General features: G+C 62.7%; 9 protein-coding genes and 2 pseudogenes. 5 read left to right on the top strand and 6 right to left on the bottom strand.

The features are described from left to right. Positions 1-34: 34 nt before the first annotated feature. The 6 genes from WJU18_RS17105 to WJU18_RS17080 all read right to left on the bottom strand — a co-directional run bounded on the left by WJU18_RS17105 (position 35) and on the right by WJU18_RS17080 (position 5,887). A complete protein-coding gene (locus tag WJU18_RS17105; RefSeq protein WP_423454172.1) occupies positions 35-778 on the bottom strand; it encodes a sulfite exporter TauE/SafE family protein in 744 nt (247 codons plus the stop codon). Between the two features lies 1 nt (position 779). Then, complete coding sequence (gene xth / locus WJU18_RS17100; protein ID WP_423454170.1) at positions 780-1,556, bottom strand: exodeoxyribonuclease III; 777 nt, start codon at positions 1,554-1,556, stop codon at positions 780-782. A 114-nt stretch (positions 1,557-1,670) separates the two neighbouring features. Continuing rightward, positions 1,671-2,639: a DMT family transporter gene (locus tag WJU18_RS17095; protein ID WP_423454168.1), complete on the bottom strand. Its 969-nt coding sequence runs from the start codon at positions 2,637-2,639 to the stop codon at positions 1,671-1,673. A 15-nt stretch (positions 2,640-2,654) separates the two neighbouring features. Then, positions 2,655-3,164 carry a dihydrofolate reductase gene (locus WJU18_RS17090; protein WP_423454166.1) on the bottom strand — a complete coding sequence of 170 codons (510 nt, stop codon included), beginning with the start codon at positions 3,162-3,164 and terminating at the stop codon, positions 2,655-2,657. Between the two features lie 66 nt (positions 3,165-3,230). Next, positions 3,231-5,021 (bottom strand): tetratricopeptide repeat protein, encoded by a 1,791-nt coding sequence (locus WJU18_RS17085; protein WP_423454164.1) that lies wholly within the window; start codon positions 5,019-5,021, stop codon positions 3,231-3,233. A 50-nt stretch (positions 5,022-5,071) separates the two neighbouring features. After that, positions 5,072-5,887 carry a thymidylate synthase gene (locus WJU18_RS17080; RefSeq protein ID WP_423461028.1) on the bottom strand — a complete coding sequence of 272 codons (816 nt, stop codon included), beginning with the start codon at positions 5,885-5,887 and terminating at the stop codon, positions 5,072-5,074. A gap of 112 nt (positions 5,888-5,999) precedes the next feature. Here WJU18_RS17080 and imuA point away from each other — a divergent pair, with 112 nt between their 5' ends. From imuA to alaS, 5 genes and pseudogenes are all read left to right on the top strand, one after another. After that, the gene (gene imuA / locus WJU18_RS17075) at positions 6,000-6,812 is read left to right on the top strand and encodes a translesion DNA synthesis-associated protein ImuA (RefSeq protein WP_423454163.1); all 813 of its coding nucleotides are present in this window, start codon (positions 6,000-6,002) and stop codon (positions 6,810-6,812) included. Next, positions 6,781-8,157, top strand: a complete 1,377-nt coding sequence (locus WJU18_RS17070) for a Y-family DNA polymerase (RefSeq protein WP_423454161.1) — start codon at positions 6,781-6,783, stop codon at positions 8,155-8,157. Before imuA ends, WJU18_RS17070 begins: the two co-directional genes overlap by 32 nt. After that, positions 8,150-11,651, top strand: a pseudogene (locus WJU18_RS17065) (error-prone DNA polymerase). The gene WJU18_RS17070 and the pseudogene WJU18_RS17065 overlap by 8 nt, the downstream one beginning before the upstream one ends. A gap of 17 nt (positions 11,652-11,668) precedes the next feature. Beyond that, a complete protein-coding gene (locus WJU18_RS17060; protein ID WP_423454159.1) occupies positions 11,669-12,280 on the top strand; it encodes a 2'-5' RNA ligase family protein in 612 nt (203 codons plus the stop codon). A gap of 104 nt (positions 12,281-12,384) precedes the next feature. Then, positions 12,385-15,014 (top strand): annotated as a pseudogene (alaS, locus tag WJU18_RS17055) (alanine--tRNA ligase). Positions 15,015-15,034: the final 20 nt, after the last annotated feature.

The following is a 15,034-nucleotide window of genomic DNA, read 5'->3' as shown; positions in this document are numbered from 1 at the left end:
TGCTGTCTGCTCATACTGCTGGGTTGATGCCGTGTTACCAAGCCCGAATCAGGAGCAGGGTGCCAGCGGTGACGCAAAGAACGCCCGCCAGAAGCTTCAGCCATCGTTCGTCGACGGAGTGTGCCAGTTTGGCGCCCCAGGCCAGCCCCGCCAACTGAAATACCGTGACCCAGGCGGCCAATTTCCAGTCGATCAGTCCGCGCTGCATGTTACCGGCCGAGCCGGACACCGCCGAGATGACTTGCAACACTTGGCCAATCCCAATGGCACCCAGAGCCGAGTATCGCATTGCCATCATGATGGGCACGGAAAACACAGGACCGCCCGCGCCCGAGACGCCTGAGCCGAAGCCCGAGGCGGCTCCCACGGCAAGCAACGACAACCCCGTGCGGGCATTGAACTCGTGCGGCCGAGATGGTTGTGGCCGGCGCGGTACCAGCAGGTTGATGCCCGAGGCCACGATAAGGCATCCGACGATCAGCGTCAGTGTTCTCGCGTTGGTCGCCGAAGCGACGATGACGCCCAGATAGCTCGATACCATGGCCCCTACGCAGACCGGCACCGCCAGCCGCCAGTCGATGGATCCCTTGCGCTGGAACAGCCAGGTACCCAGCAGACCCGTGAACACGAAACTGAACAGGCTTGTGGCAGAGGCTTGGTGGATGCTCAGTCCGCCAAAGAGAGCCAGAAACGAGATCAGCAGGACACCGCCGACGCCAGAGGCGCCGATCAGGACGCCGACACCAATGGCTACCGCGGCTGTGATGGCTTCAATCAAATCAGGCGAGTTCCACCGTGACGGGAGCGTGATCGCTGGGCTTGGGCCATTTGCGCGGCGTACGGTCGACGCTGCATGCCTTGACTTGCGGTGCCAGCGGCCCGCTGACCAGAATGTGGTCGATGCGCAGCCCCCGGTTTTTCTGGTAGCCGAGCATGCGGTAGTCCCACCATGAGAAGCTTTTTTCGGGCTGCTCGAACATGCGGAAGGCATCCTGCAGACCCAGCCCCAGCAGCGCCTTGAAATGGTCGCGCTCCTTGGTGGTGTGATGGATGGTTTCGGCCAGGCCCACGGGATCGTAGCTGTCGCGATCTTCAGGGGCGATATTGAAATCGCCCAGCAGAATGAGACGCGGATGCGCGGCAAGCTCTTCGCGCAGCCAGTCTTGCAGGCCGCGCAGCCAGTTCATCTTGTACTCGAATTTTTCGCTGTCTGGCGCCTGGCCGTTAACGAAGTAGCCATTGACCACGCGCAGTGTGCCGCCCGGTGTATCAATGGTGCCCGCGATGACGCGCGCTGATTCATCCGCGAAGCCGGCAATGTTGCGTGCGACATCGCTGATGGGTGAGCGGGAGAGCAGGGCGACGCCGTTGTAGGTCTTTTGCCCGAACGCGGCCGCCTCATAGCCGATTTCCCGCAGAGCATCGAACGGAAACTTGTCATCGGTCATCTTCAGCTCTTGCAGCGCCAGTACGTCCACGGGGTTGGCCGTGAGCCAGTCAAGCACATGCTGCAGACGGGCGGTGAGGGAGTTTACGTTCCAGGTGGTGATTTTCATTGATCAGGAATCCAATTAAATCAATGTCTTACGGATGTTTTCAGCCGTTGCCGGCCATTACCATTGATCGTTTTACCCTCCATCATGGCATGGTCAGGGAAGGCCTTTGTGAACTCAGGCCGCCGGCTCGATCACCACGGGCTTGCGGTGAGCGGCCAGGCAGGTCAGCACGCTCATGACGACGAACGCCAGCGCGGCAATTTCCAGCCATGTGGGCAGGCGGCGCTCCCAGAGAAAGCCGTACAGCAGCGCAAACAGCGTTTCAAAGAGGATCATCTGGCCGACGAGCGTGAGCGGCAGCAGGCGGCTCATCCGGTTCCAGAGGGCGTTGCCCGTGATGGAGGCGAACACTGCCACACCGGCTGATACGGCGGCCAGCCGGGCCCATGAGTCGATCGGGTGGCTTGTATCGTTCAAGGCCAGCGCGAACGGGATCAGGAGCAGGCTCTGCGCGCCTGTGACGAGGCCGGTGAGCAGACTCCAATCGTGCGAAGAAATATGCTCCAGGCGCACGAGGCTGCGGGCGTTGCCGATGGCGTAGCTTGTCCATGAGGCCAGTGCGCCGACGGCGCACAGCAAACCAATCACCTGCCGGGAGCCTGAGCCGGTGCTCGGGCCTGCAATGGCCTGCCAGCCGATGCAGATGGCACCGGCCGCGCACAGCATCAATGAAGGCAAGAGCTTGCGTAGCGGCACCGCTCCGTGATCGCGGCTGCCCACCACGGTGACCGCGACGGGAAGGAAGCCGATCACGAGCGAGGTCATGGCGATGCCGCCTATTTGGACGGCGCTGGCCAGCAAGAGGTAATAAAGGGTGTTACCCACGAAGGCCAGCCAGACCAGGTTCCACCACTGGCGGCGCGGGATGCGTGCCGCCAGTGAACGCCAGCGCGGAGCAATGAGGGCGGCGGCGATCAGGCCGTAGCAGAGGTAGCGGCCGATGGTCAGCAGCAGGGGACTGAACTCCCGCACCAGCTCAGGCGCCAGAAAAACCAGGCCCCAGAGCGCGCCCGCTCCCATGCCGCAGGCAACGCCTGTCCAGGTGTTGCCTTTGCCGCCGGACGACATCGGGAGTGTGTTCATGTCATGCTGGCGGAATTAGCCTGCGGCTGCTTTTCCGGCTTTTCTGTAGGTGACGAAGCTCAGGCGTAGGTTGTTGGCGGCGGTCAAGTTATCGCGGGCCACGGCTTGCCATGATTCATCCAGCGCGGGTGCATAGGCATCGCCCTCGAAATCGGCATCGATCTCGGTGGCCACAATCTCATCTGCCAAGGCCAGCGCATGGGCGTAGATCTGTGCGCCGCCGATGACCCAGACCCTCTCGGCGCCTGCGCAGTGTTCAAGCGCTTCCTGCAAGCTGCTGGCACGCTGCGCGCCTTCTTCCTGCCAGGTCGTTTGCCGTGTGATCACGATGTTGGTGCGGCCGGGCAAGGGGCGAAAGCGGGGAGGGAGCGAATCCCAGGTTTTGCGCCCCATGATGACCGGGTGATTCAGCGTGGTGCGTTTGAAATGGGCCAGATCCTCCGGCAGGTGCCAGGGCATGACGCCATTTTTCCCGATGACGCCATTGCGTGCGCGTGCGTAGATCAGGCCAATTACGGGTGTCATGGGTGTTTCAGCTTTGCGTGGAAAACGAGGCGCTGATTGTGCCGGAGTTCGCACACCTCAAGGACCTCACGTTTGGGCATCCTGCCACATGCCCTCGATGGCCTGCTCGAAGTCACGGGCGAACTGGGTTGCATCGAGCAGAGTGCTTTTTTGCATCCGTTCCCGCAAGCCCGAGCGCAGGCGGGCCAATTCCTGCAGTTGCTCGGCGGAGGCCTCTGCCCACTGGGTGGCGCGGTCCACATAATCGGCCTCCGTGCCGACAACCCAATGGGCCAGCCTGGCGGCCGACATGATGCTTTGTCCTTGCCGCCCGAGCATGCCGGGCTGGGCAAGCGTCAGGGTGGGTACCCCCATCCAGAGGGCCTCGACGGTGGTGGTGCCGCCAGGATAAGGGTAAGTGTCCAGGATCAGATCGACCTCGCCATACGAAGCCAGATAGTCCGCCCGGCTCTGGCTTCCTGTCAGGCGGACCCGCTCCCGCGGTACGCCGCATGCCGCCAAGCGGGCTTCGAACAGAGCGCGCCCGGCGGGGATATCAAGCTGCTTGCTTTGAATGCGCCATCGGGCCTTGGGCGCGCGGCGAAGAATCTCGGCCCAGGCGCGCAGCACTCGATTGTTGATTTTCTGCAGGGCCTGGAAGCTTCCAAAAGTGACGTGCCCGGATTCCAGTGCCGGCAGCCTGGATATGGCCGGGGCGTTCGATGGCGCGGTAAAGCAATAGCGGGTGACCGGCATGCGCCAGACGCGTTCAACGAACAGGTCTTCTTCTTCAGGCGGAACGCAGACCGGGTCTGCCAGCACATAGTCGATGGCCGATTGGCCCGTGGTGGAAAAGTAGCCCAACCACGAGAGTTGCAGCGGCGCCGCGCGCAGCGCGAAGAGCCCTTGGCGATGGCCTGCTGTATAACCGGATAGATCGACCAGGACATCGATCTGGTCTTGCCGGATCAATGCGGCGGCATCGCGATCATTGAGCGCTTCAATCACCCTCCAGCACGTGAAATGAGGCTTCAGACGCGCGGAGACTTTGTCTTCGAAAATGTTGTTGCTGTAGGCAAACAAGGCAAGGCGCGTGCGGTCAAGTTGCTGGAGTGTGGTTTCAAGGAAATAGCCGACAGGGTGCTCGCGCAGATCGGCTGAAACGAAACCGACTCTCAGCAAAGGCTTTGATGAGCGTCTTTCCTGCCTTTCCTTTTTTGCCTGACCCTGATGTGCCGTGTTCGCCGCCTGGGCCAGCCGTCGAGCCAGGGTGCTGTTCACGTACGGGCTGAAATCCTCCAGGTAGTGGTGCGTGAAGAGGAGGTTGCTCAAGGCCTCGGGGTGGCTGGGATGGAGCGACAAGGCACGCTGATAGCTGGCGCAAGCTCCCTGAAAATCCTGCCGGTCCTGCAGCAGCTTGCCCACCACGAAATGCGTTTGGGCGTCGCGAGGGTTGAGCGCCAGGCTGCGTTGATAGCTTTGCAGGGCGTCATCCTGGCGGTTCAGGGCTTCTTGGGTAACGCCGAGATTCAGGTGCAACCCGGCATGGCGAGGCTGGAGTTGAATGGCGCGCTCGAGAACGGCCAGGGCGTCGTGGTTGCGCCCGACTTGCAGCAGCAGAAAACCCAGGTTGGCGAGCGCATCGATATCGGAGGGGTTTTGCCGCAGGAGCGCCTTGAAAATGTGTTCGGCCTTTTCGTTCTGGCGTGTCTGCACGGCCAGAATGGCCTGCAGCATTTGAACATCGCGCATCTGCGGCGCCATGCGGACCGCTTGATCCAGCAGCGTCTGGGCAGAGTCGAACGAACGCTGCTGCAGATGAGCCGATGCTTCTTGCAGCAGGGCGTGGAGTGGCTTGCTGGAAGAGGCGGGGTGCATGGCAGTCTACACCTCGTCAACCTCCCGGCGCACGCCTTGTGCGGTTGGTGCTACACCGCTACAGGTGCCTTGATGGCCGCATGATGCTCATAGCCTTGCACCTCGAAATCGTCGTAGTCGTAATCGAAGATCGAGGGCGGCTTGCGGCGTATGGCGAGCGTGGGGTAGGGGAAGGGTTGGCGAGACAGTTGCTCCTTTACTTGTTCTTCGTGATTCGAGTAAATGTGGCAATCGCCACCTGTCCAGATGAAGTCGCCCACCGCCAGGCCGCACTGCTGGGCCACCATGTGTGTCAGCAGCGCGTAGCTGGCGATATTGAACGGAACCCCCAGAAAGATGTCCGCGCTGCGCTGGTAGAGCTGGCAGCTGAGCTTGCCATCCGCCACGTAGAACTGGAAGAAGGCATGACAGGGCATCAGCGCCATCTTGCCCAGTTCTGCCACGTTCCAGCTGCTGACGATGATGCGGCGTGAATCGGGGTTGTTTTTCAGGGTGTCGATCACCTGGGCGATCTGATCGATATGCCCGCCGTCCGGGGTGGGCCATGAGCGCCATTGCACACCGTATACCGGTCCCAGATCGCCCGTTTCAGGGTTGGCCCACTCGTCCCAGATGGATACGCCCCGCTCCTGCAGCCAGCGCGCATTGCTGTCGCCACGTAGGAACCACAGAAGCTCATGGATGATGCTTTTCAGGTGCACCTTCTTGGTGGTGACCAACGGAAAGCCCTCATTAAGATCAAAGCGCATCTGGTAGCCAAACACGCTTTTCGTGCCTGTACCGGTCCGATCAGCCTTGAACACGCCATGCTCATTCACGTGGCGCATGAAGTCTTCATATTGGTGGCGGATAGGGCGGTCGCTAATCTTTGTCATGGGGATGATTGTGGCTCATTCTGAGCATCCTCTGTTCATGATGCATCCTGATTCACAGATGCCTCAAAATACTGTATAAAAGAACAGTATTTTATTTATAAACATGGGCGCATCTTCATTTTCCCCTTCGCTCGCATCATTGCCTTCCTGCGCCGGCTTTCCCGGTATATGGCATGCCGATGAACTGGCCGGAGGAACCACACCAACCATGGCCACGGGTCACGCGCGGCTGGATGCCGAGCTGCCCGGTGGCGGCTGGCCCTTGGGCGCGATGACAGAGTTGCTGCAGCCCATGGCCGACGGCGCCGTCTGGTCTCTGCTGTTGCCGGCGCTGGCGGCGCATTGGCAAGCCAGCGGTGAAACCGTGGTGCTGGTCCGTCCGCCCCATGAGCCTTTCATACCAGCGTTGTCGGCCGCGGGCTTGCCGGCACAGGCCGTGCTGTGGGTTCGTGCCGAAACAGCTACCGCCGCACTTTGGGCTGCCGAGCAGGCGCTGCGTTGCGCCGACGTGGGCTCCGTCGTGACCTGGCTGCCTGGTGCCCGCACAGCCGATTTGCGGCGGCTGCAGGGAGCGGCGGCGCGGCGGGCGGGCAGTTTGCTGTTCGTGCTGCGGCCTGAAGGGGCAGCGGCTTCGGCGTCGCCGGCCCGGTTGCGGGCGGCGGTGCGAGTGGCGAGGGCTCGGGAGGGCGCCGCGTCCCGCTTGCAGGTCAATATCCTGAAGCGCCGCGGGCCTCCCTTGGCCGCCCCTCTGTTCCTGGATGCCCAGGGCGGACAGATGCAAGCGCTGCTGGCGGCTGCCAGCGCCCAGTATCACTTTCCTGACAACACGGCTGAAACCGCTGGTGCCGCCGTATTGCCTTTTGCCACGCAACGAGAAAGCTCCTATGCACTGGATCGCCTTGCAGTGGCTGCCTGAAGAGGGCACAAACAGCGCAGTTGGTGGAACTGGTGCGGCTGGTGCATCTGAAACCCCTCTTTCTGCGCCGAGCGAAGACCCTGGCATGCGCGAAGCCTTGGGATGGTGGGCGCTGGGTTTTACGCCGCGCGTGGCCTGGGTCGATGAGGCGCTGTTGCTGGAGGTTTCGGGCAGCCTGCGTCTGTGGGGCGGGCGGCAAGCATTGCTGCGCCGTATTCTTGAATCGAACCCGGTTTCGGCTGGCTTTTACCAGGCGCAGGCAGCCGGTGGCGTCATCGCGTTGGCGCGTTTGCGCCTGCGGGCCGCTGGCCAGCCGCTGCCGGGCGGAGGGGCTGGCGCATTGCCGCTGGACACGTTGACCGCGGCACGTCCGCATCTCGATTTGCTGGCGCGCCTGGGTTGCCGCAATTGGGGCGATGTAACAGCATTGCCGCGCGGCCCCCTGGTGCGGCGATTCGGAACAGAACTGCGCGCCGCGCTCGATGTGGCCTGGGGCCTGGCCCCGGAGAGCTACTGCTGGTTGACGTTGCCTGACGTCTTCGATCAGTCATTGGAATTGCCCACGCGCGTGGAAGACGCGCAGGCGCTGATGTGGTCAGCCAACCGTTTGCTCACCGCATTGCAGATATGGCTGCGCGCACGCCAGTTGGGCGTATTGGCTTTCGAGCTGAAGTGGACGCTGGATCTGAAGCGGCTGGACGGCCGGCCATTGCCGCCGGATCAAGCTCTCGTCATTCGTACCGCCGAGCCAGCGCAGTCCATGGCGCACTTGCGGCGCTTGCTGGCCGAGCGCCTGGCCCAGGTGCAATTGCTCGCGCCTGCCGCCCAACTGCGCCTGCGTTCCCTCGAAACAGCGCCATGGCAAGCGGGCAGCGTCAGCTTCCTGCCCGAAGAACAGCGTCACGGAGAGCCGCTGCATGCCTTTGTCGAGCGTCTCAGCGCGCGCCTGGGTTCGACGCAAGTGCTGTCACCGGCCATGAATGCCGACCACCGGCCTGAGTGCGCGCAGGAATGGCGGGCGGCGGTGGAAAAAGCCGACAAGAACAGCGCTTCTTCTTTGCCTGATGCCTTGGCGCCCACCTGGTTGTTGCGCGAACCTTTGCCGCTCGAAGTGCAAGACGGCCAGCCTTGCCACCGGGGCGTGCTGCGCCTGCTGACGGGGCCGCGCCGCATCGAGGCGGGCTGGTGGGGTGGGGCCATGCCGGCGCAAGGCGTGCCCGCGGCGCGGGATTACTACATCGCGCAGAACCCCACGGCCGAATTGTTGTGGGTGTACCGGGAGCGCCCCACCTCACAGTATGAAAGCCAGAAGCCGCGTTGGTTTCTGCAAGGCTTGTATGCCTGATGCCGCCGTCTCCTCGGCCACCATTCACAGGCTGCCTGTTCGCCGCCGCGCCGCGCCGCTGCCTGCCGGCGGGCTGGCTGGTTACGCCGAGCTTCACTGCCTGACGCAATTCAGCTTTCAGCGGGGCGCGTCCAGCCCGGAAGATCTGGTGCGGCGCGCCTGGGCGCTGGGGTACGCCGCGTTGGCCATGACCGATGAATGCTCGGTGGCCGGTGTGGTTCGGGCCTGGAGAGAGTTGAAGCTGTGCGTGTCGGGCAGCGATGAGTTTGATGAGGAATTGAAGCAGATTCGCGCCGCGCGCCTTGCCCTGGGCATGAAGCAGCCGTTGCGTCTGCTCTATGGCAGTGAATTCCGTTTTGAAGGGCAGGGTACGCTGGTGGTGCTGGCGCGCAATCTGGAGGGCTGGGGCAACTTGTGCGAGGCCATCACGAAAGCCCGACGCGGGGCGCCCAAGGGGCAGTATCAGATGGGCTCGCTGCAGGATACGTTGGCCGCGTTGGGCGAGTGCGAACTGCTGTGGTCGCCTTGGCGGGCTGCTGCGAGTGTTCCTGAGTGGATGGACTCCCAGGCTGGCTTCAGGGAAGCCAGGAATCTGTCTGGCTCCGAACTCTCTCTTCTGGTGGAACTGAATGGCGCTGCCGATGATGCGCTCTGGCTGGCGTTCATGCGGGAACTCGGCCATGCAACAGGCTGCCCGCTGCTTGCCGCTGGCGATGTACACATGCACGTGCGCGCCGCCAAGCGTTTGCACGATGTGATGACCGCCATTCGGCTAGGCCGGCCGGTTCATGCATGCGGCTTTGAGTTGCAGGCCAATGCAGAGCGTCATTTGCGTCCGCACGCGAGGCTGGCCGAGGTGTATTCACAGGAACTGCTGGCTGGCACGCTGATGGTGGCTGAGCGCTGTGTGTTCAGGTTGGAAGAGATCCGCTACAACTATCCGAAGGAAAGCGTTCTAGACGGATTGACGCCCACGGAGACCTTGGCGCGCCTGACGGAAGAAGGTGCAGCCTGGCGTTTTCCGGGCGGTGTCCTTTCGAATATTCGAGACCTCATTGCCAAGGAACTGAAGCTCATCGCCGCCTGCAAGTATGAAATGTATTTTCTTACCGTGCACAACATCGTGCGCGAGGCGCGGAGCATAGGTATCTTGTGTCAGGGGCGTGGTTCCGCCGCCAATTCGGTGGTGTGCTACTGCCTGGGTATTACAGAAGCAGATCCGCGTGTATCCAGCCCGCTGCTTGAGCGCTTCATCAGTCAGGCGCGCCACAATGATCCGCCAGATATTGATGTCGATTTCGAGCACGAGCGGCGAGAAGAGGTCATTCAGTACATCTACCAAAAATATGGGCGTAACCGCGCTGCGCTCGCTGCCACCGTCATCTGCTATCGCAGGCGCAGCGCGCTGCGCGATGCGGGCAAGGCATTGGGTATTGACGAACGCCTGGTCGATGCTTTTGCCAAGGATCACCATTGGTTTGATTCTGAATTGGCTGCGCATAGGCTGGGTGAACTGGCGCAGAGCGTGGGTACCACGCTGGCACCAGATTTGGCAGCCTTATGGCTGGAGTTGACCGAGCAACTACGTGGAGCGCCCCGGCATCTGAGCCAGCACGTGGGAGGATTCGTTCTGACGGAAACCCCCTTGCATCGCCTGGTGCCGCTGGAGCCGGCCGCCATGGAAGATCGCCAGGTGATCCAGTGGGACAAGGATGATCTTGAAGCCTTGGGTCTGATGAAGGTGGACGTGCTGGCGCTTGGCATGCTGACGGCCATGCGGCGTTGCCTGGACATGGTCTCAGCCCGGAAAGGGCGGCCCTTTGCCTGTTCCGATATCCCACTCGGTTGCCCGGCAACCTACGACATGATCTCGAAGGCCGACACGGTGGGAACCTTCCAGATCGAAAGCCGAGCGCAGATGTCCATGCTGCCTCGCTTGCGGCCGCGGGTTTTTACGACCTGGTGGTGCAGGTGGCCATTGTGCGGCCTGGGCCCATCAGCGGAGGCATGGTCCATCCCTATCTGAGGGCGCGTGAGAGGCACAGGAAAGGTTTGCCCATTGAGTACGAGCGCTCCTCGAAAGACCCACCCCCCAATCTGGCAGACCCAGACGATGAGGAGAGCCAGCCACTTCTGGCCAAGGCTTTGAAGCGTACCTTGGGCGTTCCTATTTTTCAGGAGCAGGTGATGCAGTTGGCCATGCTTGCGGCGGGCTACAGCGCCGAGATGGCCGACAAGCTGCGCCGAGACATGGCCGCCTGGAAGAAAAAGGGGGCCTGGGGCCGCACCGTGAAAGACTCATCTCCGGCATGCTGCTCAATGGCTACAAGAAGGAATATGCCGAGCGTATCTTCAAGCAGATCGAGGGTTTCGGCGAATACGGTTTCCCGGAAAGTCATGCCTACAGCTTCGCGCTGATCGCCTACCAGAGCAGTTGGCTCAAGTGCCACGAACCCGAGGCCTTCCTGGCCGCCATGCTCAACTCCCAGCCCATGGGGTTCTATGGCCCGGCGCAGCTGATTCAGGATGCTCGCCGGCACGATGTGGTGGTGGTGCCGCCCGATGTGACAGTGAGCGATTGGGAATGCACGTTGGAATCTCCTGCATTTCCATTTCCCCCGTCATCCCCGCGCAGGCGGGGATCCAGTACGGATGTTCCAGCGCCCCTGGATCCTCGCTTGCGCGGGGATGGCGGAGAGGGGAGAGCGGACGGGCGCAGACATGCAAACCGCGATGAAAGCCCTGCCGAGCTGACGCAAGACCGCCCAGCGGTTCGTCTGGGCCTGCTGCTGGTGAAGGGGCTCAGCATGGTGGCCGGCCAAAGAGTCGTGGAGGCACGAAAGGAGGCCCCCTTCACCAGCGTGAACGATTTGTGCCTGCGCGCCGATCTGGAAACCAGGGACATCAATGCCCTGGCTGCCGCCGATGCGCTGCGTTCCCTCAGTGGCCACCGGCGCCAGCAGGTATGGCAGGCTGCTGGCGAGCGGCGGGCGCCAGGCCTTTTGCGCGAAGCGCCGGTCGATGAAGCCGTGCTGCCCTTCGCCGCCGCGCCTGAAGGCGAGGAGATCGTGCACGATTACGCGGCCCTGGGCCTCACGCTGCGCCAGCACCCGTTGGCTTTGCTGCGGGAGCGGCTGGCGCGGCGCGGCGTGCAAAGTGCCGCTGAATTGAGCGCCTTGCCGCATGGCCGGCGCGTGACTGCCTGCGGTCTGGTCATCGGCCGCCAACAGCCCGGCACGGCCAAAGGCACCATTTTCGTCACGCTGGAGGACGAAACCGGCCCGGTGAACGTCATCGTCTGGAAAAGCGCCCGCATCGACGAGCAGCAGCGCAACGCGCTGTTGCGCTCGCGCCTGCTGGCGGTGGAGGGCGAGTGGCAGAAGGACAAGGACAGTGGTGGCCAGGTGCGGCACCTGATTGCCCAGCGCATGCATGACCTGACACCCTGGCTCGGCCGGTTGGCCGAATCGACCACCAGCCGTGACTTTCATTAACGGCCAAGGCGCTGGCTATGTCATCTTTCGCATTTAATTCAGCCAGTTATACCCAGGCGGGCCTGTTTGATATGGATTCGCTCCCGATCCCCACCGCGCCCAGGCGCCTTTTTACCGCGCTGTTTCCAGACGCCAGCGCCTGCGCAGCCATTGACGCCGAGAGACAGCGCTGGCCGGGCCAGCCGCGCCGGCTGCACCCCATACCCGAGCGCATGCACATCACGTTGCAGTTCTTCAATCAGGTCGATGCGCCGCACGAACGGGACTGGCTGGTGGCGCTGCAGGATCTGCGTTTCGAGCCGTTTGAAATTGTACTCACCCAGGCCGAGCTATGGCATGCGCCCAGTGGAATCATTGCCGTGCTGACACCCGAACTGACCCCGGAATTGGCCGCACTGCATCTGGCCACCGCGAGATTCGCCCGCCAGATCGGCCTGCCCGCCGCCACGCAAGGCTGGAAGCCGCATCTGACCACCCTGCGCCGCGCGGATAAGCTCAGCTTGCAGCCTTTGACGCAGGCCATCCGCTGGCAAGCGGCTCATATTGATCTGATCTGGTCAGAGCTGAAATCCCAGCCACCACGCTATCACAGGCTAGGGCGTTTCGGAGCAGGGCGTTCGCCAGGGTGAAACAGCTAAAATTTGGCTAATTCCATCAAAAGCCCGAATTTCGCGCCTTGCCACGCGTTCGCCCGTGCGGCGCGAGTTGCCGGCGGTTGTGGCCGCCAAAGAATATGAAAACTTCTCGCCCTCCCATCTCTGTCGCGGAAATCCGCAAGACTTTCCTCGATTTCTTCGAAAGCAAGGGCCACACCGTGGTGCAGAGCAGCCCGCTGGTGCCCGGCAACGACCCCACGCTCATGTTCACCAACAGCGGCATGGTGCAGTTCAAGGATGTCTTCCTCGGCACCGACAAGCGCCCCTACGTGCGTGCCGCCAGTGTGCAAGCGTGCCTGAGGGCCGGCGGCAAGCACAACGATCTGGAGAACGTGGGCTACACCGCGCGCCACCATACCTTCTTCGAAATGCTGGGCAACTGGTCGTTCGGCGACTATTTCAAGCGGGAAAGCATCGAGTGGGGGTGGGAGCTGCTGACCAAGGTGTTCGGGCTGCCCCCTGAGCGCCTGTTGGCCACCGTCTATGAGGAAGACGATGAAGCCTACGGCATCTGGACGCAGATCATTGGCCTGCCGCCCGAGCGCGTGATCCGCATTGGCGACAACAAAGGCGGCCGCTACAAGAGCGACAACTTCTGGATGATGGCTGACACAGGCCCTTGTGGCCCTTGCAGCGAGATCTTCTACGACCATGGTCCCGAGATCCCTGGCGGCCCCCTGGATCGCCCGACGAAGACGGCGACCGCTTCATCGAGATCTGGAACCACGTGTTCATGCAGTTCGAAATGCATGAAGATGGCAGCCTTACCCCGTTGCCCGCCCCGTGTGTGGACACCGGCATGGGCCTGGAGCGCCTGGCGGCCATTCTGCAGCACGTGCACAGCAACTACGAGATCGATCTGTTCGATATGCTCATCAAGGCCTCCGCACGTGAGACCGGATGCGCCGATCTGGCCAATCCCTCGCTCAAGGTGATCGCAGACCACATCCGCGCGACGTCATTCCTCGTCAGCGACGGCGTGATCCCCAGCAATGAAGGCCGCGGCTACGTGCAGCGGCGCATCATCCGCCGCGCCATCCGGCACGGCTACAAACTGGGCCAGAAGAAGCCTTTCTTCCACAAGCTGGTGCCCGATCTGGCCAGGCTGATGGGCGCCGCCTATCCCCGCCTGGCCGCTGACGAGCAGCGCGTGGGCGAGGTGCTGAAGGCCGAGGAAGAGCGCTTTTTCGAGACGCTGGCCAATGGCATGGAAATCCTCGACGGCGCGCTGGCCAACGGGCAAACCTCACTGCCGGGCGAAGTGGCCTTCAAGCTCCACGACACCTACGGTTTCCCGCTCGATCTGACCCAGGACGTGTGCCGTGAGCGCGGCGTGACGGTGGACGAAGCCGGCTTCAATGCCGCCATGGAGCGCCAGAAGGCCGCAGGCCGCGCCGCGGGCAAGTTCAAGATGGACAAGGCCGTTGAATACAGCGGCACGGCCAACACCTTCACTGGCTACGACGAGCTGGCGCACACCAGCAAAGTGCTCGCGCTCTATGCAGAAGGCACTCCCGTGGAGGTCTTGAAGGAAGGGCAGAACGGCATCGTCGTGCTGGACACCACACCCTTCTATTCCGAATCAGGCGGCCAGGTGGGCGATCAAGGGGTGCTGGCAGGCGAGGGGGTCGAATTCGGCGTGCAGGACACGCAGAAAATCCGCGCCGACGTCTATGGCCACCACGGCACGATGACGCAGGGCTCGCTCAAGGTGGGCGACGTGATCGACGCCCGGGTTGACCAGCAGCGCCGCGCCGCCACCATGCGCAACCACAGCGTGACGCACCTGATGCACAAGGCCTTGCGCGAGGTGCTGGGCGCGCACGTGCAGCAAAAAGGCTCGCTGGTCGATGCGGAAAAAACCCGCTTCGATTTCGCGCACAACGCGGCGGTCACGCCGGAGCAGATCACCGAGATCGAACGCCGCGTGAACGACGAGATTCTGGCCAACGCCGCCACACAGGCCCGCGTGATGGACATCGAGAGCGCTCAGAAGACCGGCGCCATGATGCTGTTCGGTGAAAAATATGGCGAAACCGTGCGCGTGCTCGATATCGGTACCAGCCGCGAACTCTGCGGCGGCACGCACGTGGCGCGCACCGGCGATATCGGCCTGTTCAAGATCGTGAGCGAGGGCGGCGTGGCTGCCGGCGTGCGGCGTATCGAGGCGATCACCGGCGCCAACGCGCTGGCTTACCTGCAAGGGGTCGAATCCACGCTGCACAGTGTGGCCGCTACCCTGAAAGCCCCTGTTTCCGAAGTGCAAGGCCGCCTCGGGCAAGTGCTCGATCAGGTGAAAACGCTTGAAAAGGAGATCGCCCAGCTCAAGGGCAAGCTGGCTTCCTCGCAGGGCGACGAACTGCTGACTCAGGCGGTCGATGTCAAGGGCATCAAGGTGCTTGCCGCCAAGCTGGAGGGGGCTGACGCCAAGACCCTGCGCGAGACCATGGACAAGCTCAAGGACAAGCTCAAGACGGCGGCCATCGTGCTGGCCGCCGTGGACGGCGCCAAAGTCCAGTTGGCGGCCGGTGTCACGGCCGACAGCGTAGGCAAGGTCAAGGCGGGCGAGCTGGTCAATTTCGTGGCCCAGCAGGTAGGCGGCAAGGGCGGCGGCAAACCCGACATGGCCATGGCGGGCGGCACTGATGCCAGCGGGCTGCCGAAGGCGCTGGAGTCTGTCCAGGCCTGGGTGGCTGAGCGCGTGTGAGTCCGCAGAGCACCCCGCTG

The sequence above is a fragment of the Ottowia sp. VDI28 genome, from assembly GCF_049532675.1.
Lineage (GTDB): Bacteria > Pseudomonadota > Gammaproteobacteria > Burkholderiales > Burkholderiaceae_C > Ottowia.
This window is presented reverse-complemented; position numbering and strand designations above follow the sequence as displayed.